The following is a 19,627-nucleotide window of genomic DNA, read 5'->3' as shown; positions in this document are numbered from 1 at the left end:
CCGCTGCGTAGGATGAAGTCATCACAATGGTCAGTCGACGGAAGCGACGGGAGGTCTCAATGGTGAGTGGACGATTGTACGGCTACGCTCGGGTCAGTTCGAAGGACCAGAACCTGGACCGGCAACGTGAGGCGCTGGCCGGCGTCGACGTCTTGGTCGAAGAGAAGGTCTCGGGGAAGACCTTCGCCGATCGTGCCAAACTGAGGACCCTGATCGATTTTGCGCAGGCTGGGGACACCATCAGGACCAAGTCGATCGACCGGCTGGCGCGCGACACCCGCGACCTGCTGCGTATCGTCGACGAACTGGCCAGTAAGGGGGTGGCCTTGGAGTTCATCGACTCTCCCTTGCTCAACGTCTCGACCAAGGAGGGTCGAGCGATGATCACCATCTTCGCTGCGTTCGCAGAGCTGGAGCGCGAGTCCATCCGCGAGCGGCAGCTCGACGGGATCGCTCTCGCCAAGGCTGCGGGCAAGTACGCCAAGGCGCCCAAGCTCGATGCCGCGAAGATCGCTGCGGCCCGGGAGCGGGTCGAGGCCGGCGTACCAAAGGCTCGTGTGGCCCGGGATCTCGGGGTGAGCCGGCAGACGCTCCACTCAGCGCTCAACGGGAACGGGCGATACGCGGCGGCGTAAGAGGGTGGCACTTGTCGTCCAGGTAACGCGGGCGTGGCTGGTGTGGTCCACGGGAGAGTCGGCATCGACGGCTTCGCCGGGCCGGTTGGCCGTCTTGCGCCATGTCTAGACCTCGTAGCATGAGTGTTGCTTTGGTTCGGCTGGGACTCAATAGCGACGCTTACCGACAGCCTGGAGCCGGTCGGGTTGGTGTACACCCCAACGCACTTGTGCAACCCCTACAACTTTGTGATGTGGCAAAGGAACGCACGCTCGGTGCCACCGTTCTCATCCGATGTGCGGACGTCCATGTCGGTGGACGTGATCTCCCACACCTGCCGATGGTCGTGACGTCCCTCAACTGCCCTTGGACGGACCTCGACCTAGAAGGGCGTGACCTCACTCATGAGCCGAGTTACTGTCGGGGCGAGCTGGGGTGGTCGGCCAGTAGACCGGGGGTGAGCTGCTGTGATCGCTCTTGAGGGATATGCTCCTTCGGTGGATTGGGGCGCGTTATGGGGGGCGGTGTCAGCGTTGGATTGGACTCGCATATTCGGAACGCTGGGAACTCTGGTTGTCTCCATTCTTGCGTTGTTCAAGTGGGGCGAAAGACAGAAAGCCCTGAGGGAGCAGATCGTAGGCGAACTGGAGCTGCTGGCCCGCGTAGAGAAGAACGACATCCTCAACAGTCACACGGGCGCGCCTGCATGGCTACACGGAAAGATCATTCTAGATATTGCCAAGTTGACTGGCACTCCCCTCGGGGCGCGGAAGAAGCCTGTTCCGTGGGGAAGTGCGGCGCTGGCAGCGATCCTGGCCTCTGGGCTGGGCGTGTGGACATACATGCTGAACGCAAGCGGTTTCGTCTGGTATTCGCTTATCCCTGGGTTTATCTCTGTCCTATTCGGCGTCAGCGTGTTAGGCATGCTCGCCAATCGCGAGATTCCTCCAGACGACGCCCTACCGACAGGAGCAGTACCATTCAAGAGTGACGTCGCCGTGGAGCAGATTGCCGCTGCGGTCGCCACGCTGAGCACAAAAGCCGACGAGTCGCGTTTCGCCTCGACTGGAGTAGCTGGCGTTGCGCTCCGAGTCTTCGAGTTTTTGCAGGCAGGCAACTTCGGTGCTGCGCTAGAATTCGCAGATCCTCTTTGGCTGGAGTGCCGGCTGCGCAGTTGGCTCTGGAACAACTACCTGATCAATGTGTTCCATGAAGAGAAACTTGAGCCCTTATTGAGCAGTCTTAAAATGGTCCACAAGCCGGCTGAGGTGTGGGATGCCTTCGTGGTGAGCGAAGGGAAGGACTTTGAATCTGCGTGGAAGGGTTTCGGCGAGGTAGGGGCAGGTACCACTCGGCGCCGCATGAGCAGAGACACTGAGCTCATCATTCTGGCGCCAGTGCACGATTCAGGAGGGTACTACGTGCCCAGCGCTACGGTCCTGCCGCGATCCCTAACGTTCTTGATGCGCGAGACCGATGCCGGATGGAAGCTCGTCAATCACGGCGGCGGTGCCCTGCCCCTCGCCGAGTGGCCACCGGTCTGGTGGATGGTAAACGACCCCGCCATCGGATCGGAGGTCCAGCCCCTTGACTCCAACTAACGCTACGCGAAGTCGTCGAACCGTCTCGCGCCAATCCGGATGAGTCACAGACCCATCATGTCGGTCGGGGAGCGCCTTGGCCAGCATCCCAGGACGCGACCGCACTTGCCGCACCCCGGGCGATCGATTCTCTTGGCTGAACGCCGGATCTGCGCGATCCCAAACGTCCTCCGCGCGTTCCCGCGGGAACGTCTTCACGTGGCGTCAGTCGTGCCGATATCGGGAACGTTGGATGGGCTGTGCGGTGCTGCACGTCGCGCACTCTCATGCCGCGGTCAGCGCGGACGACCATGCCGATGATCGTGACAACACTCAACTGCCCAGTCGCGGACGTCGCCGTGGGTGGACGTGGCCTCGCGCTCGCGCTGACGAGCGTGATCGTCCCTCTGGAGTGTGGCGTTGCATCCCAACGGCAAGGTCGTGTAGGTGCTGGACGCTGATCTGGTTGCCGACAATCTCGTTCCGCGGGGCCGCCGCCCGCCCCGCCCGCCGACCATGTCCCAGGCCGGCTTCTGCCCTGCGCCTGCGGTGTTCATTGACTAGAGTCTTCAAGGTGATTTCGGAAGACCCGCGGGCAGGTTGTCGCCTGACGGCCCCCAACCACAGAGGTGCGGAGATCCGCTTACGGGAGATCAGGTCACACGAGGGCAGCCAAGCACGGGCGTGGGAAGAACTGACCTACCAATTGCGCCCACCGGCTGGTGTTCACCACGTCGAGACACGGAAGACCCGGGCCCCGGATGCCGGCGTGGAGTGGTACGAGGTCTACGACGATGGACCCGGGGAGGGATTTCAAGCGAAGTTCCATGCCACCCTCGAAGATGCGCTGGGTGGCATGCGCGAGTCGTTGAAGGCCGTCTGCACCAAGCGACCGAAATTGACGAAGTTGACCTTTGTCCTCCCGTACGACTTCACGGACTCCGGCACGGCGAACAACAAGACCGGCCAAGATCGCTGGGATGATGCGGTCGCTCGATGGCGAACCGACTTCCCGGCAGCAAGCCAGATCGAGTTCAAAACGATTCGCGCCGGGGACATCACGGCGAGGCTGACGATGAAGGAGCACGCTGGCCGTCGCGAGTACTGGTTCGGGGGGGTGGATATCACCGACGGCTGGCTAAGACAACGCTTCGTCGAATCGGCCAAGGTCGTAGGTCAACGCTACACGCCCGAAGCCGACTCTCCTTCCTCAATTAACGCCACCATCGACGCAGTGTCGTGCGGCCCAACGTTCCTCACCGAGCTTCAGTCCCTCATCACTAGAGCCACCACCGCATGCAGACAGGACTCCGGAATTAGGGGCGCCGGCCAGGCGTCAGCAACTCCGTTGTGAGGTCCCCCAGATCCGTGGAGTGCAACGCTTGGAGAAGGAGTTGGAGGACGCCTGTATCAAGTTGGCTGCTGTGGTGTCGGGCCTGCAGGGCAAGTCCGCGACCGCAATGTTGAGGGGGATCGTGGGTCGAGAAGACGATCCCGCCGTGTTGGCTGGTCTCGCCCAAGGCAAGCTGCGGTCCCGTCTGGATGAGTTGACCGACGCCCTCACCGGCCGGGTTAACGATCACCACAGGTTCATGATCGACTTCCGGCTCCGACGGATCCAGCAGGCCACCGCCGACATCGACGCCCTCGATCGTGAGGTCGATGCGTTGATGGAGGCCGAAGGGTGGACCAGCGCCCGCGACCTGCTGGTCAGCATTCCCGGGATCGGTCCTCGAGGTGCTGAGGAACTCATCGCCGAGATCGGCGTCGACATGAACGTGTTCCCCACACCCGCAGCACTCGCCTCGTGGGCAGGGGTGGCTCCGGGCAGCTACCAGTCTGCCGGGACCAACAAGCGGGTTGCGACTCCTCCGGGTAACCACTACATCAAACGCACCCTGGGGATCGCGGCGATAGCTGCTGTTCGGAAGAAGGGGTCCTTCCTGAACATCAGGTTCAAGCGGCTGACTGCTCGACTCGGCTACTCCAGGGCCTTGGTGGTGACCGAGCGCTCCATGATCACCAGCATCTGGCACAAGTTCACAACCGGCGAGTTCTACTACGATCTAGGTGATACCTACTACGCCCGACCCGCCAATGCCGCCAGCGTGCGCCGCAAGATCCGAGACCTCGACACCGCCGGCTACACCGTTACACCCGCCGCCTAACCAACCGGTGGTAAAGACGATTTCGAATCAACCCTTCGAGGCCTTCACGACCTTGGCGTGACGAACTACCCGATGCACAGAAGCCCCTCAACGCTCGGCTGACGCCGATGCTGCAACGCCTCAACTGCCGGCGACCGGCGGGGCTGATCGGGTGCCGGCGCCAAGTGATCAGCAGCAGTCGGTCGTGGTGGCCGCGTTCAACAGGCCTGCCGGCTCGGTGATCCCACCGAGCCGGCCCGTATCGCCGACGCCGGCGCGGCGTTCCGAACGTACGACCCCGGCCGGTGTCGGGGAGGAGCAGTGACGCTCGGGGTGGTGCACGCCGGATGCCACATCGTCGGCGAGGAAAGGAACCTGATGATGTCCGACAACGACGGTATCGACGACGCGCTGCGCAACGCTGCCCAACTGACCGCTGGGATGTTGGCCCGCCTCGGAGAAGCGCAGTCCCGCGCCACCCAACAACACGCGATCGACCAGGAACGCGCCGTGACGGCGGCGTCCACGCAGGCCGAGGATCGGATGCGGCAGGCCGCTGCACAGGAGCAGGCTGCGATGGCACGGCTGCGGCTGGTTCATGACCCCAGCTGGTGGGCTGCCGCGACCATCCCGCAGGTCGGCGATACCTGGAAGATCGCCGACGCCTACCGAGGCCACCCGGATGTGGATGCGGCCCGCGAGGTCATGGCCCGCGGGATCGCCACCGGATGGGGTGTCACGCCCGAACCGGACCTGGATGCGGCCGCGGTCCGTCGGCTCCTAGAGCAAGCCGAACGCGGCTGGCAACAAGAGCGCGACGAAGTCCGCCGCGCCGGACGTGACCGCAGCAGGGCCCGGACCGTCGAGGATAAAGCGGACCATGAGGACAGGCACACCCAAGGCGCCAAAGACCCGACGCCGCTATCCGAAACGGAGGCCGGTACCGACCAGGTGGGTGAGGTCGAACAGGCCCGAAAGCGGGCCGATAGCCTCGATCAGGAAGCTGAGGACGGGTACGACTCGGCCGAACAGCGCCAAGTCCGTGCCGAGGGATACGCCGGATCCGGGAACCAGCGCGCCACCGAGGCACGCATCCTCGCCGACAAGGGGAACGCGTTCCCCGCGGTGTATGCGACCCGCGCGCGACCCAGCCGTGGACGCCGCTCTTCCCGCGGACCACACCAGCCACACCCGCGCTACCGGGTCGTCGGTGACCGGGGCCGATAGAACCCGTGACCCGGACTCACGTTCAGGGCGACCGGGGATCAGTGAACCAACGCCCGCAGGTCACAATCGCTGCTTTCCCCCGAGCTGTGGGCACCCCAGCCGCCGTGTCAACCTCGCCAAGAATGTCTCACGAACGGTTGTTGGGGCGCGTTCCGCTGGCTGTGCTCGGCTTGCCGACCGCCGCGCCGCGCCGTGGCGATTGAGACGAGCTAGGATCGGCTTACTCGGATGGAGGAGCGTCACATGGCCAATGATGACTTGGAGCGCAGCCGCCTTGAGCTGTTGAGCAGGGGACAGTCGAACAATAATGTCGCGACCGGCATCAGGCTAGTCAAGCTCGCTTCTCGATGGGTTCACCCACCTGTCTATGTCAGCAGCAGCAAGGTATTCTTCAGCACCACGACAACCAGCCAAGCGGCCCGGTGAAGCATCGTGCCTTCATGGGGCGAGCTGCTCGCGGACATCAACGACCAGGCACAAGCCCATGGGGGTCTTGTCAACCTCGATGACATGAGGGGCGCCCACCTGCGTCGTGTACAGGAATGTACAGACAATGATGTCGTTCTGTACGCCACCGATTTCCTTGGTAGTGCAGGCGGCATTCAAACCGCCATCAATCTTCAAGATCTACAGGGTTTCATGGAGGTCATGCGAGGGCTCAAAGGGCCCGGACTCGACCTAATTCTGCACACTCCCGGTGGGCAGGCTGAAGCGACAGAGCGTATTGTTCGGTACATCCGCTCGAAGTTCAGCACCTTGCGAGTAATTGTCCCGTTCGCGGCAATGTCGGCAGGGACGATGTGGGCAATGGCTGCAGACGAAATCATCATGGGGAAGCACTCACAGCTTGGCCCCATTGATCCCCAGGTTACGTTGGGCAACAGCCTCCAGATGCCTGCGGGGGCTCTCATTGAGCAATTTAAGGGCGCGATTGACGAATGCGCCCAAAGCCCAGAGAGAATAACCGGTTGGTTGCCGACGCTCCAACAGTATCCACCCGGTTTGCTCAATTTTTGCGAATCGGCGACGCAGCTGTCCAAGAAATTGGTTACGGAGTGGCTCGGACAGTACATGCTGAAAGACAATTCGGATGAAGCGGAGCGGGCTGCGGAATGGTTGGCGAACGACAAGGAGCACCTGTCGCACAGTCGTCCGATCACCCGTGAACAACTCATTGATCACGGGATTCGTGTTACTGCGCTTGAGGATAACCAAGACCTTCAAGACGCTGTATTGTCGGTATTCCACATGGCGACCCACACTTTCACGATGTCCACGGCCGTGAAGATCATCGAGAATCACATGGGACGCAGGTACGTTCAGCATGGCGGCCAAATGGTTCTTCAGCAGGTACCGCAAGGCATACCCCCCCAAGGAGCCCCACCACAAGGACTTCTCGGGGAGCTGCAACCACGGCCGTGACTAGGCGCCACACAGGCACACCGACCGCGGGTCAACGCGCACGGCGAACGCATTCACGAAGCTGAGCGCCCAGCAGGGCATACGCCCGTCCACGGGCCGGGTCGGGTCGTGCTTTGACAACGCCGCCGCCGAAGCCTTCTTCAGCAGCCTCGAATGGGAAGTCTTGTCCCGACGCACCCGCCAAGCCCAGGCCGTCGTGATGGACTGGTACTACGGGTTCTGCAATCACGGCTGGCGCCACTCGAGTGCCGACATGAATAGCCCGATCAACTACGAGAACGCCGCCCTCACCCGAGACGCGGCATGAGGAACCTTCTCGACGAGGTCCTTCCCCGAGCAGGACGACCAAGTCGCCCAACCGCGGGCCTTGCTGACCGCCCGAGCCGTGCCGAGCAGGTCCGTCGTGAGCACGCCTCGATCGCCGGGCTGGCCCGGCTCAAAACCAAGCGCTGAAACGGCTCAAGAAAAGTCGATCACACACATCTAGCGCTTTGACGCGCGAGGTTCCTCGGAACCAATGCAGCCAAAGTTGCACACGGCTATTCGGGGATGTTTCTATGCGCTTTGACGCGCGAGGTTCCTCGGAACCGGCTGGTACCTGTACTGGCTGAGCGAACACCGCGCGAGTTTCTATACGCTTTGACGCGCGAGGTTCCTCGGAACAAGGTGTCGTTCAACAACTGTGCGTACATGAACGTCTCTATGCGCTTTGACGCGCGAGGTTCCTCGGAATCCCAGGGGTAGACCCGGGAATACGGCGGGCCCTCGTCCGGTTTCTATGCGCTTTGACGCGCGAGGTTCCTCGGAACTACCGCCCAGTTCAACGGCGGGGAGGTCACATTGGTTTCTATGCGCTTTGACGCGCGAGGTTCCTCGGAACATTAGGCACGTTCATGTGTCTGATAGGCGCAAGCGCCGTCGTGTTTCTATGCGCTTTGACGCGCGAGGTTCCTCGGAACAATTGCCCGCAATTGTAGAGCTGGTAGAACGGCTCACGGTTTCTATGCGCTTTGACGCGCGAGGTTCCTCGGAACTGGAGCCTCGTCTGCCGGCGAGGCTAGCAAATAGCGGGTTTCTATGCGCTTTGACGCGCGAGGTTCCTCAGAACAGCCCAAAAAGTCCAGGCGGTCGTCTGCGACCGTTTCTATGCGCTTTGACGCGCGAGGTTCCTCGGAACGCAAGTAGGGGCTTGTGGCTGAGCTTCTCAATGGGGGTTTCTATGCGCTTTGACGCGCGAGGTTCCTCGGAACCGGCTGCGTTGTCGTGGACGTCACCTCCAGCCTGTTTCTATGCGCTTTGACGCGCGAGGTTCCTCGGAACGCGGCATCCTGCTGTTCCGTCCCGCACCGGAGGTGCCGTGTTTCTATGCGCTTTGACGCGCGAGGTTCCTCGGAACGGGTCGCTCGTTTTGGGTGGGGTTGCTCGTCTGTTGGTTTCTATGCGCTTTGACGCGCGAGGTTCCTCGGAACCGACGGAAGTTGCCTTTAGCTGGCGGAACCCTAGTTTCTATGCGCTTTGACGCGCGAGGTTCCTCGGAACGGCTGTTCTCGCCGCCATAGCAAACCAGCGAGGTGGTTTCTATGCGCTTTGACGCGCGAGGTTCCTCGGAACACCAGAACGCCGCCCGAGTCAAGGCAAACGAGCTACTCAAGTTTCTATGCGCTTTGACGCGCGAGGTTCCTCGGAACGACGCCGCTGGCGGCGTCATGGGCTGAAGATGACGAGTTTCTATGCGCTTTGACGCGCGAGGTTCCTCGGAACTGTCGTCGTCTACCGCTCCTTCGGCGACCTCAGGCAAGTTTCTATGCGCTTTGACGCGCGAGGTTCCTCGGAACCTCATGCTTGAGGTCGCCGAACAACAAGCTCGTGTTACTGGTTTCTATGCGCTTTGACGCGCGAGGTTCCTCGGAACTGGCATTGATGATCGTTTAGGTTACCTCATGCGGTTTCTATGCGCTTTGACGCGCGAGGTTCCTCGGAACTGCCGCCACGTGGGAGCGCGGGGGCGGCTTGACCTCGGGTTTCTATGCGCTTTGACGCGCGAGGTTCCTCGGAACGGTCCAGCTGTTTCGGCCGAGGGAGGTGGTTGGACCTAGTTTCTATGCGCTTTGACGCGCGAGGTTCCTCGGAACCATTACAACAAATCTGGCGTGATGTAACCGTGCAGAAAGTTTCTATGCGCTTTGACGCGCGAGGTTCCTCGGAACCCTACCCCTCGAAATATGGCCTTCCACAAGCGGTGATGGACGTGCATTGCACGCACCTCGCGACAGACTACGTCAAGACCTCCCCTCTGCACCAACTTTGGTGCGTTTAACCTAGTCAAACACATGCACGCACCCGCCCAGCGATGACGACTCGCAGGACAGAATCACACAGACCAGAACAACACCTTTTCTGGTGACTTGGTTTGTCCCAGCGTACCCAACTGTGCCCAGCAGTTGACGCATTGACGTGCAAACCGAGCAATGATCAGAACATGTGGATGGCCCTCGGCCGGGTGACGTGAACGGGCGCACCTTCCCGAGGATGATCTGATGTCGAAGTAGCGAGCACTGGATCCATCTACGGACCACCAACCCGATCGAGTCGACGTTCGCCACCGTCCGGCTCCGCCAGCGCGTCACCAAGGGACCCGGCTCCCGAGCCGCTGGGTCGCTATGGCATTCAGGCTGATCGAGTCAGCCCAAGCCAGATGGCGTGTCATGAACGGCCCCCAGCTCGTCGCCCTCGTCCGCGCCGACGCCCGCTTCGACAAAGGCAAACTTATCGAACGCCCCGACAAACCCGGCGGAGAACCACAAGCCGCGTGACACGCCCATCCACAGGTCTTGACTATTGCTCCCAGTGGCTCGCGGCTGCTGACTGATCGCCTCGGACCCGCGAGCTTCGCCGATATCAGCTGGGACGCACGAGCTTCCTGAAGGCCATTAGGATCGCGAACGGGACCGACTTGTTGGGCAATCGGTTTGCGGCAGTGGGCGCAGATCGCCTTGGCGTGCCGGGGTGCGGCCGGCCACGGGGAGACAGCGAGGTTGAGCTCGCGGCGGCGGTCAGCCGGACGGTGAGCAGGGGGCGGCGCCCGCATCTGCTCGCGGACGCTCACCATCAGATCGTTATCGCTCGGCGCCGGCCGGGGTCGTGCGGTCAGGACGCCGCGCCGGCGTCGGTGGTGCGGGCAGGCTCGGTGGGGTCACCGACCCTGCAGGCCGGCTGAACGCAGCAGCCACCACCGACTGCTGATCACTTGGCGCCGGCACCCGATCGGTGCCGTGCGCTCGCGGCATGGATGCCTCCAACTGCTGCAGCATCGGCGCCAGCCGGGTGTTCAAGACGCGGTTGATCTGCTCAGCCCGGCGCAGCTCCCCGACCGCCTGGTGCGCCTCCGCGACCGCCCTACCGAGAGCGAGCAACTGCCGCAACAGGAGCGTCCGGGTGAGCATCTCCTGGGTCTTGCGTCCCTTCCCGACCCCGGCCAGAATCAGCCCGGCGATCGACGACATCCCGGACACCCGGTCCGGTCGCGGCAGCGGCGGGCGACGCAGTTCGGCCGAGCGGGCGATCGCGTCCGCGGCCTGCGCCAACGGACCGGGGGCGGGTTCGGTGGCCACTGACCACGCCGACAGCGCGCCCGACACCTGCCCCGCTGCTCGCCCCCACCCGGCCAGGTCATTGGGTGGAATCGCGTGCAGCTGTGCGCGCATGGCGTCCAGATCGGCGGTCAGCTTCTGCGGCAGGCCGGGTGCGGGTTCGCGAGTTTCGCGTCCCGGCTCTGCGACCCGGATACCACGCCATGCGGCACGCCATTCCGCCGATGCCGCCAAGCTGGTTTGGGGTGTGTCCGGCCACGCCTCCCGCAACCTGGGCAGCGTCAGATCATGGGCGAGGTGGCCACCGCCGAACCAGATCGGACGCTCCCCGTACCGAGGACGCGCCGCCACCCGATAGCCGACCACCACATCCTGAGTACCCCGCGCGAACCGCGGCCTGATCAACAAACCCTGCCGGCGAACCCGGCGGACGAACTCCCCCTCATCAGCCGCCGCCGTGCTGGCCGCCCGCACCTGCCGGGCCAGCATCCACCGCACCGCCTCGGCCGGCGTGTAATGCGCGACGATCGCGTGCCGTTCAGCCTTCGGGATCTCGCCCCAGGTGCGCTGCTCTCGTCCGGCCTCGTGTGCTCGCGCGTGCGCGGCACGGGCCCTACGGCGGGCCTCGGCCTCGATCTCGCCGGGCTTGTATCCGATGCACGAGCATCCGTTCATGCCCACCTGTCGCAGGCCATGCTGCGCCTCAAGCTCGCGGCACGCCGACTGGGCACGCTTCCAATCCCGAAACACATCGGCCACCGACCCGTCCTCATGCACCAAGTTGACCGCCAGATGAATATGGTCGTTGCCGTTGCTCGACACCCCGTGACGGATCGCCACCCACCGCAACGACGGCTGCTCCAGGTCATCGGTGACAAACCCCATGCGGGTCATGAACTGCTCGGCGATCTCGGCCCATTCATCATCAGCCAGCCGTCCCTCGGCAGCATCCAGCGACAACGAGCAATGCCACACATGCCCACGCGGCACCTCGACATCGAACGCCCTGGTGGGAGCCTCCAGATCGTTGCCCATCGCGGTCGCGTCCGCATACGAAAGCTCCGCGTCGCTGTGCCAGGCCATCTGCCACGAACTGCCCGCCACCAAATGCGGATCCGTATGCTCATTGCGTTTCCCCGGGCCCACCAGGTACTTGATGAGCCGGACCATGTCCTGGCCACGCCGCACGTTCGGGATCACGATAGACCAAACCGTTCGATCTGACCGTCAATCCTGTGCAGTGTCGACCAGGCCGCGGACAGCACCGCGTCGGTTTGCGGCGGCAACTCCCGTGTCGAGTTCGCCACCTTAGCGATCTGGTTGACATTGTTCGCCACGTTCCCCAGCAAACGATGAATCACCAACAACTCCGTCAGCAGCTCACGCTTATCCGCCGCCGTGATCTCGTCCGAACGCTCCAACGTCGACATCACCAACAACCGCGGGATCGTCACTCGGTGCCGGGCCGCAAGAACCACCAGCTGCGCCTCCTCGGCCTCGGAAACCTTCACCTCATGCCTGAACGGACGCCCGCCGGTCACGTTGCGTGCCCGCCGGCGAGACAGCCGTCGTAGACCGCCCGGTTCCACCATCTCCGCACCCCCTCCGGACCCAACGCCCAGCGCAGCGCCCCACCCGGCCGGGTGGGCTCACCACAGGTGTGAAATCACCGGTGCACAGCACCCACGACTTAGCCCGGCTAAGTCCTAGCTTGCTCTCCGCAAGTCGCCTCTCCGTCAGGGCAGGGCACGTCGGTGCGAAGCTCTAGGATGAACGGAGCGACCCCTGACAAGGAAGTGAGTTCCATCACATGGCACCTCGCGGTACGAAGACCGCTCCCCTCGGCTTGGAGGACGCCCTCTGGGCTGCCGCCAACCAGCTCCGCTCAAACATGGATGCAGCCGAGTACAAACACGTGGTCTTGGGGCTGCTGTTCCTGAAGTACGTCTCGGACAAGTTCGAATACCGCCGAACAGAGCTCGAAGCACTTGTACAAGACGAAACGAGCGACTACTTCATGCCCACCGCCGCCGCCCGACAGATGGTCCTGGACGACCGAGACGAGTACACCGCCGCAGGCGTGTTCTGGGTCCCCGAAGGCCACCGTTGGAGCGACCTCCGCAAGGCCGCGAAACAGCCCAACATCGGCTCCCGGATCGACGCCGCGATGGAGGCCATCGAGAAGGAGAACCCATCCCTGAAGGGCGTACTCCCAAAGAACTTCAACCGCCGCGAACTCACCCCCAGCACGCTCGCGGGCCTGATCGACACCTTCTCCCGCGACGACCTCGCCGCAGCCGAACACCAAGGAACCGACGTCCTCGGACGCGTCTACGAATACTTCCTCGCCCAGTTCGCCTCCAACGAAGGCAAGAACGGCGGCGAGTTCTACACGCCCCGCTCAGTGGTCTCGCTGCTGGTCGAGATGCTCCAACCCTTCAACGGACGCGTCTACGACCCCTGCTGCGGCTCAGGCGGCATGTTCGTCCAAGCCGAACACTTCGTCACCGCCCACGGCGGCGCACGCAACGACATCTCCGTATTCGGCCAAGAACAGAACCCCACCACCTGGCGGCTCGCGAAGATGAACCTCGCCATCCGAGGCATCGAAGCCAACCTCGGCCCGGAATGGGGCGACTCATTCCACGACGACAAACACCCCGACCTACGCGCAGACTTCATCCTCGCCAACCCACCATTCAACATCTCCAACTGGGGCGGCGAACGCCTCACCGATGACAAGCGCTGGAAATACGGAACCCCACCACCCAGCAACGCCAACTACGCCTGGCTACAGCACATGCTCCATCACCTGTCTCCCACAGGGACGATGGGCGTGGTACTGGCCAACGGCTCGCTCACGGTCAACTCGTCCGGACAGGGAGACATTCGCCGCAAGATGATCGAGGACGACGTCGTGGAGTGCATCGTCGCATTGCCCTCGCAGCTGTTCTACTCCGTGCAAATTCCCGTATCGCTGTGGTTCCTCACCAAGGACAAGACCGCACGCAAGGTGGGGTCTGAACGACCACAGCGGAACCGCAAGGGCGAGGTGCTGTTCATCGACGCTCGCGACATGGGCTACATGGAATCACGCACCCACCGCAACCTCGCGTCCGAGGACGTGGCGCGAATCGCTGACGCGTACAACGCATGGCGTGGCACTCCGGACCTTCAGCCCTATGAGGATGTGCCCGGCTTCTGCGCTTCTGCCGAGATCTGCCAGGTCGCGGACGCGCGCTACGCCCTCAGCCCGGGGCGCTACGTCGGCGCAGCACTGGAGGAGGACGACGGTGTGTCAACTGAGGAGAGGATCGGTGGGCTAGTCGCCGGGATTCGCGCCGACCTGACACGACGTTCAGAGATACACGAGAAGATTGAACGCGCCTTAGACACACTGGATGTGGTCAATCGTGGATAGTTGGCCGGCGTTGACGCTACGAGACCTGTGCGCCAAGGGGAGATGTGACATCAAGACCGGCCCTTTCGGCACGATGCTGAAGGCAGCGGAGTACGTATCGGAAGGCGTCCCGTTGATTTCGACAGGGGAGATAGGCCACGGGGAGTTCCGAATCTCCTCGAGCACCCCTCGAGTTGGTGAAGCGACCCTTGAGAGACTACCCCAGTTTCGACTACGTGAAGGAGACGTGGTCTTCGCTCGCAAGGGTGGTGTTGAACGGAACTGCTACGTGTCTTCGACAGAGGACGGTTGGTTTCTCGGATCCGATGCCCTTCGCATCCGGGTTGGTGAAGACGTTTGCGGTCGGTTCCTTGCGTACCATGTGGCAAGCCCCTTCATCCGTCGTTGGCTTGTTCAGCAGGCAGGCGGCTCGACGATGGCATCGCTCAATCAGGAGATTCTTGAACGCATTCCAGTGTCCCTTCCCCCTAGTGACGAGCAACGGCGCATCGCGGATGTACTCGGGGCCTTCGATGACCTCATCAGGACGGATCGACGGCTGGCGGAGCAGCTGGACGCCCTACGCAGGACTTGGGTCTCTGGTGCCCTCGCCGCATCGTCAGTCACTACTAGCCTTAACGAGGTCGCCTCGTTCGTGAACGGACGCAACTTCACCAACGGCGCTGATGGCACTGGCCGGCCCGTGATCAGGACCCCCGAGGTTCGTTCTGGACCAGGTGGAAACACTGTCTGGAGTTCGGTTGCCGTCGCCGATGACGGCCGAATTGCCCGCGTCGGAGACATCCTGTTCGTTTGGTCTGGTTCCTTGATGGTCAACCGCTGGATCTACACGGACGGACTGGTCAACCAGCATGTCTTCAAGGTGATCCCCAACCAGGTGCCAGACTGGTACGTTTTCGCCCTCATTGAGGCACAGTTGCCCTGGTTCGTCAGTCTGGCGAAGGACAAGGCGACGACGATGGGCCACATCCAGCGTGCGAATCTCGATGTACCAATGACAGGGCTTAATCCGGACACCATCGCCCGCCTCGGCCCTGCCATCGAACCGATCTGGTCGGCCGCACTAGAGCTCCGCCTCGAAGCACAGGAGCTGGCTCGTCAACGTGACGAGCTTCTTCCGCTGCTGATGTCGGGCCGGGTGCGAGTGTCTGAGGTGGAGGGGGTGGCCTGAGCGATGGCTGTCGCGGAGTCCGACTTGGAGGACTGGGTATTGGAGATGCTGGCCGGCCACGGTTGGCAGACGCTCCACGGCCCTGAGATCGCGCCGGGAATGCCCGGCGCAGAACGCTCGGACTACCGCGAGGTCGTGCTTGTGGAACAGCTGCGGGGCGCGATCATCGAGCTCAATCCCGAGCTCCCCTCGGATGCTGTCGAGGATGCCATCAAGACGGCGATCCGTCCCGAATCGGCTGTCATCCAAACCGAGAACTGGCGCGCCTACCAGTTGTTGATCTTCGGCGTACCGGTCGAATACCGCGACGCCGAGGGCGTCCTACGAAATGCGCGGGCGCAACTCGTGGATTGGGCGAACCCACTCGCGAACAATCTACTAGCGGTTAACCAGTTCACCATTCAGGGGCCAAAGAAAGACCGGCGTCCGGACGTGGTGCTGTTCGTGAACGGCCTGCCTCTCGGGTTGCTGGAGTTGAAGAAGCCGGGTGAGGAGAACGCCACCCTCGCCGGAGCATACGCACAGATCCAGACCTACAAGGCTCAGATTCCCGACCTGTTCACGTGGAATCAGGGCGTAGTGCTCTCGGATGGCATCTTGGCCCGGATGGGCACGCTCACGGCCCCTGCGAACCATTTCCAGACGTGGAAGACCGTCGACGGCCAGTCGTTGGCGCCGAAGTACCGGCCCGAGATCGAGGTGATGGTCGAGGGCTACCTACGCCCTGAGGTGTTCCTGGACTGGGTGCACAATTTCATCGCGTTCACCGGTGACGGCGAGAAGGCCACCAAGATCGGCGCGAAGTACCACCAGTACTGGGCCGTCACCAAAGCGGTCGCAGAGACGATCGAGGCGGTCGAGGGCGATGGCCGTGCCGGGATCGTGTGGCACACGCAGGGTTCGGGCAAGTCGTTCGAGATGGCCTGGTATGCGGGCAAACTGATGCGGCACCCGGCGATGGACAACCCGACGCTGGTGGTGCTGACCGACCGCAACGATCTGGACAATCAACTGTTCGAGGAGACCTTCGCAGCGACCAGGCCCGGCGCACCTTTGCCGGAGGTGCCGGTGCAGGTCGAGTCCCGGCAGGACTTGAAGGACCTCCTCACCGGTCGCCAATCGGGCGGCATCGTGTTCTCCACGATCCAGAAGTTCGGACTGTCCAAGGACGAACGCGAGGCCGGCATCCAGTTCCCCGTCTTGTCGGAACGCACCAACATTGTCGTGATGGTGGACGAGGCCCACCGCTCGAACTACGACTTCATCGACGGGTTCGCCCGACACCTGCGCGACGGCCTACCGAACGCCACCTTCATCGGCTTCACCGGTACACCCATCGAGGTGAAGGACCGGTCCACGACGGCGGTGTTCGGTGATGTCATCGACACCTACGACCTCACTCAGGCGGTCGAGGATGGTGCCACGGTCAAGGTGCTGTACGAGGCCCGCCTGGCGAAGGTGCGCCTGCCCGGAGGAGCATTCGACGACATCGACGACGCGTTCGCTGACGCCGTCTCGGGTACTGAGGAGGAAGCCCAGGAGCGGCTGAAGTCGCGCTGGTCACGGGTCGAGGCTATCGTCGGCGCAGACGAGCGGCTGGACGAGTTGGCCCGCGACATTCTGGCCCACTGGGAGGCCCGTCACGAGCTGATGCCGCAGTCCAAGTGCATGGTCGTCACGATGTCGCGGCGGATCGCGGTCGCCCTGCACGACAAGTTCAAGGCGCTGCGTCCCGACTGGTACGACCCGGACGACACCAAGGGCCGGATGAAGGTCGTCATGACGGGGTCGGCGACCGATCCCGAGTCCTGGCAGGAACACATCCGGAACAAAGCGCAGATGCGGGCGTTGAAGGCGCGAGCTTCCGACCCCGACGATCCCCTGGAGATGGTCATCGTCCGGGACATGTGGTTGACCGGGTTCGACTCGCCCGCGATGACGACCATGTATGTCGACAAGCCGATGCGCGGTGTGTCGTTGATGCAGGCCATCACCCGGGTGAACCGCACGTTCAAGGACAAACCCGCCGGGCTGATCGTGGACTACATCGGTATCGCTGAAGACCTGAAAGAGGCGCTTGCCGACTACACCAAACGTGACCAGGACAACGGCCAGGTCGGTGCCGACATCGAGAAAACGGCCATCCCGGAGATGCTCAAGGAACACGACATCGTAGTCTCGATCCTGGCCGGCTTCGGCTGGCGGCCCCTGCTGGCAGACAAGGGCCCTAAGGCGTTCCTCCATGCCGTCATGGATTGTGTGGAGTGGCTGCTTGACCAAGAACACGTCGAAGACGCCTTGGAAGGTGTCGAAACCACCGACGAGGAGAAGAAGCCCCTGACGACCAAGCAGCGCTTCGTGGAGCACACCAAGCGACTGCGGTCGTTCTTCTCGCTCGTCCCGGCCACCCCAGAGGCGACCCGCATCCGCGACGACGTTGCCTACTTCGACACCGTCCGCGCCGCGATCGCCAAGATCGAGAACGCGGGGCGCGGCGCCACCGACACCGCCGCGGAACTCGACACCGCCATCCGACAGATCGTGTCGGAGAACATGACCGGCACTGGCGTGGTGGACATCTACGCGGAAGCAGGGATCGCGAACCCCGACATCTCGCTGATCGATGATGCCTTCGTCAAGAAGATCACCCAATCCGACCGCCCCAACGTTCAGATGGAAGCCCTGAAACGACTGCTCAACGCCGAGATCAAGGCCATCGCCAAACGCAACATCGTCAAGGGCCGCGAATTCTCCGACATGCTCAACGAATCCCTGCTCCGCTACCAGAACCGCAGCCTCGACACCGCCGCCGTCGTGGCAGAGCTCGTCCGGCTCGCGCAAGCGTTAACCGCTGAACGCAACCGTGGGCAGCAGACCGGACTATCCGACAACGAACTCGCCTTCTACGACGCCCTGCGAACCAACGAATCCGCGGTCGAAGCACTACAGGACGACGTCATGAAACAGATCGCCCACGAACTCACCGAGATCGTCCGCCGCGACGCCAAGACCGACTGGGCGGTCAAGGAGCAAGTGCGCGCCAAGCTACGTTCGACGATCAGACGGCTGCTGCTCAGGCATGGCTACCCGCCGGACAAGGCCCCCGCGGCAACCGAGCTCATTCTCAAACAAGCCGAGGTCCTCGGCTCCTCGGAGTCGAGATGACAGTCGGCAGCCAAGCCCCACATCCAGGAGCAGACAGAGCAAGGTGCTCCACCGATGGGAATCAGGCGCTGTGCCTGGTTGTTCCGGATTTTGATCCTCCCGAATGCGATTCCGGGGTGATGGGCAGGTTCAGAGATTACTGCCCTGTCTACGTGAGCACCTCCGCGAGATCAACCTTGCTTCGCAGCTTCGCGATTGGCCCACCCCAAGTGTTGGTCCGGAAAGCCCACTGGCCCGCAACCAGACTCGGCGAGACGCCGAGTGTCTCTGCCAGAGAGAGAATTCCCTGCGGCGTGGTCGTCTCAACGAGGGTCGCCTGGTAGGCAGGAGGAATCAGAAGATCCTCAGCGAATGCATTTGCGGCCGTCTCGTGCAGGTCAGCGTCATCCTTCGCCTTGCACGAGACATCTACATAAGTGCTTCTCTTCGGGTGAAGAAGAACGTGAGCGATCTCATGCAGAATCGTGAACCACAGGCCATCAAGCGACTTGTATCGGCTTGTCACAGCAATCATTGGAGTCCCGCTGATCCAGCGAGACACGCCGCTGATTCGAGTACCCGGGATTTCTGGTACGAATACGAGAACGACACCGGCGCTGAGCAGCAGACTCTGCGCTTCCTGGAACGCACTGCCCACATCATTGACAGTGAGCCTGGGAATGAGTGCGGCGACGGCGGTCAGTTTCACCGGGTCGTAGGTCGGAGCATTGGCGATGAGTTCAGACGCGTGCAGCTCCGAGAGCCGAAGCCAGAGGGCCGTGAGGTTCGGATCAATCGGATAGACCTGACTTCTCTTGTACGAGGCTTGAGGCTCGAGCCAGGTTCGTGCAAATGCGTTAGGCGATGCCACAGAAAAGAAGGCGAGGAGCTTTTCCGCGACCTCGGTACCGGAATCTGTCGTGTCAATTACTTTGCGGTCGACAAGGAGTTGGCGAGGAAAGGATCCGGCCCAGTCGACGAAGCCAGCGAGCGCATTGCGCTTCTCGATTCGTGCCTCCTGCGCCTGGTACGCCGCTTCTGAGCGGAGCCAGGTCTCCGCAGAGGTGCCGAGGACCTGTTCCAGGGTGACTGCAACATCAGGCGAAAGTGACGCTGTTCCCTTGATCACGAGATTGATGTGCTTTGGGCTCAGCCCGGTGCGCGCGGCGAGCTGAGCTTGGCTCATGCCGCGCGCGTCAAGTTCTCGTTGGAGCAGACGACCTGGCCGGGGTGCGAAGTCGAAGTGGGCATCTGAAGCGGTATATCTGGTCATGAGTCTCGATTCAGCTCGTGCACCGAAGGATCGATTG

Annotated in this window: 14 protein-coding genes, 1 pseudogene and 1 CRISPR repeat array; of the genes and pseudogenes, 12 read left to right on the top strand and 3 right to left on the bottom strand. The window is 62.6% G+C overall.

The genetic code is table 11. The features are described from left to right. Positions 1–59 precede the first annotated feature (59 nt). From QUE25_RS10375 to QUE25_RS10335, 9 genes and pseudogenes are all read left to right on the top strand, one after another. Positions 60–635, top strand: coding sequence for a recombinase family protein (locus QUE25_RS10375; protein ID WP_286264707.1), 576 nt, complete (start codon positions 60–62; stop codon positions 633–635). A gap of 447 nt (positions 636–1,082) precedes the next feature. Next, positions 1,083–2,216, top strand: a complete 1,134-nt coding sequence (locus QUE25_RS10370) for a hypothetical protein (RefSeq protein WP_286264705.1) — start codon at positions 1,083–1,085, stop codon at positions 2,214–2,216. A gap of 748 nt (positions 2,217–2,964) precedes the next feature. Beyond that, positions 2,965–3,549, top strand: coding sequence for a hypothetical protein (locus tag QUE25_RS10365; RefSeq protein ID WP_286264703.1), 585 nt, complete (start codon positions 2,965–2,967; stop codon positions 3,547–3,549). Between the two features lie 28 nt (positions 3,550–3,577). Next, complete coding sequence (locus tag QUE25_RS10360; RefSeq protein WP_286264701.1) at positions 3,578–4,363, top strand: transposase; 786 nt, start codon at positions 3,578–3,580, stop codon at positions 4,361–4,363. A gap of 300 nt (positions 4,364–4,663) precedes the next feature. After that, positions 4,664–5,569 (top strand): hypothetical protein, encoded by a 906-nt coding sequence (locus QUE25_RS10355; protein WP_286264699.1) that lies wholly within the window; start codon positions 4,664–4,666, stop codon positions 5,567–5,569. 243 nt (positions 5,570–5,812) lie between these two features. Then, on the top strand, positions 5,813–5,995 hold the full coding sequence (locus QUE25_RS10350) for a hypothetical protein (protein WP_286264696.1): 183 nt from the start codon (positions 5,813–5,815) through the stop codon (positions 5,993–5,995). 6 nt (positions 5,996–6,001) lie between these two features. Next, on the top strand, positions 6,002–6,991 hold the full coding sequence (locus QUE25_RS10345) for an SDH family Clp fold serine proteinase (protein ID WP_286264695.1): 990 nt from the start codon (positions 6,002–6,004) through the stop codon (positions 6,989–6,991). A gap of 163 nt (positions 6,992–7,154) precedes the next feature. Then, positions 7,155–7,298, top strand: a complete 144-nt coding sequence (locus tag QUE25_RS10340) for a hypothetical protein (protein ID WP_286264693.1) — start codon at positions 7,155–7,157, stop codon at positions 7,296–7,298. Positions 7,299–7,542: 244 nt separating this feature from the next. Then, positions 7,543–9,198: direct repeats of the CRISPR family, unit length 37 nt; unit sequence GTTTCTATGCGCTTTGACGCGCGAGGTTCCTCGGAAC. Positions 9,199–9,538: 340 nt separating this feature from the next. Then, positions 9,539–9,826: pseudogene (locus QUE25_RS10335) on the top strand (IS256 family transposase); the annotation flags it as partial. Between the two features lie 281 nt (positions 9,827–10,107). Here QUE25_RS10335 and QUE25_RS10330 read toward each other — a convergent pair. Both QUE25_RS10330 and mobC read right to left on the bottom strand, forming a co-directional pair. Beyond that, complete coding sequence (locus QUE25_RS10330) at positions 10,108–11,781, bottom strand: relaxase/mobilization nuclease domain-containing protein (RefSeq protein ID WP_286264691.1); 1,674 nt, start codon at positions 11,779–11,781, stop codon at positions 10,108–10,110. Further along, positions 11,778–12,173, bottom strand: coding sequence for a plasmid mobilization relaxosome protein MobC (mobC, locus tag QUE25_RS10325; protein ID WP_286264689.1), 396 nt, complete (start codon positions 12,171–12,173; stop codon positions 11,778–11,780). Before mobC ends, QUE25_RS10330 begins: the two co-directional genes overlap by 4 nt. A 218-nt stretch (positions 12,174–12,391) precedes the next feature. Between mobC and QUE25_RS10320 the strand changes: the two genes are divergently transcribed. Genes QUE25_RS10320 through QUE25_RS10310 form a run of 3 tightly spaced genes read left to right on the top strand, consistent with a single transcriptional unit; the run spans position 12,392 to position 18,338 of the window. Next, positions 12,392–14,002: a class I SAM-dependent DNA methyltransferase gene (locus QUE25_RS10320; protein WP_286264687.1), complete on the top strand. Its 1,611-nt coding sequence runs from the start codon at positions 12,392–12,394 to the stop codon at positions 14,000–14,002. Further along, positions 13,983–15,173, top strand: a complete 1,191-nt coding sequence (locus tag QUE25_RS10315; protein ID WP_340312689.1) for a restriction endonuclease subunit S — start codon at positions 13,983–13,985, stop codon at positions 15,171–15,173. The genes QUE25_RS10320 and QUE25_RS10315 overlap by 20 nt, the downstream gene beginning before the upstream one ends. 3 nt (positions 15,174–15,176) lie before the next feature. Continuing rightward, complete coding sequence (locus QUE25_RS10310; protein ID WP_286264685.1) at positions 15,177–18,338, top strand: type I restriction endonuclease subunit R; 3,162 nt, start codon at positions 15,177–15,179, stop codon at positions 18,336–18,338. A gap of 148 nt (positions 18,339–18,486) precedes the next feature. Here the strand turns inward: QUE25_RS10310 and QUE25_RS10305 are convergent, their stop codons facing one another. Continuing rightward, entirely contained in the window at positions 18,487–19,590 is a 1,104-nt protein-coding gene (locus QUE25_RS10305; RefSeq protein WP_286264682.1) for a HigA family addiction module antitoxin, read from the bottom strand. Positions 19,591–19,627 lie beyond the last annotated feature (37 nt).

Source organism: Brooklawnia propionicigenes, from assembly GCF_030297015.1.
In the GTDB taxonomy this organism is placed as follows: domain Bacteria; phylum Actinomycetota; class Actinomycetes; order Propionibacteriales; family Propionibacteriaceae; genus Brooklawnia; species Brooklawnia propionicigenes.
This window is presented reverse-complemented; position numbering and strand designations above follow the sequence as displayed.